Source organism: Pseudomonas sp. P4_C3, assembly GCF_056402075.1.
The window spans coordinates 1-1,107 of record NZ_JBFUIC010000664.1 but is presented as its reverse complement, the minus strand read 5'-3'; the positions used below and the strand labels follow the sequence as shown (position 1 = coordinate 1,107).

The 1,107-nt window shown below is 58.6% G+C and carries 1 protein-coding gene; it reads left to right on the top strand.

Annotated features, from left to right (window positions below):
* Positions 1–177: 177 nt before the first annotated feature.
* Positions 178–1,107, top strand: a 930-nt coding sequence (locus tag AC1DVH_RS31590) for a thiamine pyrophosphate-binding protein (protein ID WP_477757089.1), incomplete at its 3' end; no start/stop codon positions are given.

Below are 1,107 nucleotides of genomic sequence, written 5' to 3'. Positions count from 1 at the left end.
GCGTTACCTCGCGCTGGGTGGGAAAGGCCCGCAACACTTGGGACGATCCCAATACTTGCTCAGTCAGTGCTGACGTAGTCGGCGACCACCGTCGCTCATGCTCTGCCGAGAAGTAAACCTATTAAGACCCGTCCCATTTTTCGTGGGCGGTATTCTGGCGTTTTAGAGGTGAGCAACGTGGAGCTTTTATCTGGCGGTGAGATGCTCGTCCGCTTTTTGCGCGACGAAGGCGTCAAATATATCTACGGGTACCCGGGTGGTGCTCTTCTTCATGTTTACGATGCCCTGTTCAAAGAACCGGAAGTGACCCACATCCTGGTTCGTCACGAGCAAGCGGCTACCCATATGGCTGACGGCTACGCCCGTGCCACCGGTAAAGCCGGTGTGGTACTGGTGACTTCCGGTCCTGGCGCAACAAACGCCATCACCGGTATCGCCACCGCCTACATGGACTCCATTCCGATGGTGATCATTTCCGGCCAGGTGCCTAGCACCATGGTCGGCACCGATGCGTTCCAGGAAACCGACATGATCGGTATCTCCCGGCCGATCGTGAAGCACAGCTTCATGATCAAGCACGCGTCGGAAATCCCGGAAGTCATGAAGAAGGCGTTCTACCTGGCGCAATCCGGCCGTCCTGGCCCGGTCGTTGTCGATATCCCGAAAGACATGACCAACCCGGCCGAGAAGTTCGAATACGTCTTCCCGAAAAAAGCCAAGCTGCGTTCCTACAGCCCGGCTGTTCGCGGTCACTCCGGTCAAATCCGCAAGGCGGCAGAAATGCTCCTGGCGGCCAAGCGCCCTGTGTTGTACTCGGGCGGCGGCGTGATCCTCGGCGGTGGTTCCGCACCACTGACCGAACTGGCGAAGATGCTCAACCTGCCAGTGACCAATACCCTGATGGGCCTTGGTGGCTTCCCTGGCACCGACCGTCAGTTCATCGGCATGCTTGGCATGCACGGCAGCTACACCGCCAACCTGGCGATGCACCATGCTGACGTGATCCTCGCTGTCGGCGCGCGTTTCGACGACCGTGTCATCAACGGTGCCTCGAAGTTCTGCCCGTATGCCAAGATCATTCACATCGACCTCGACCCGGCTTCGATC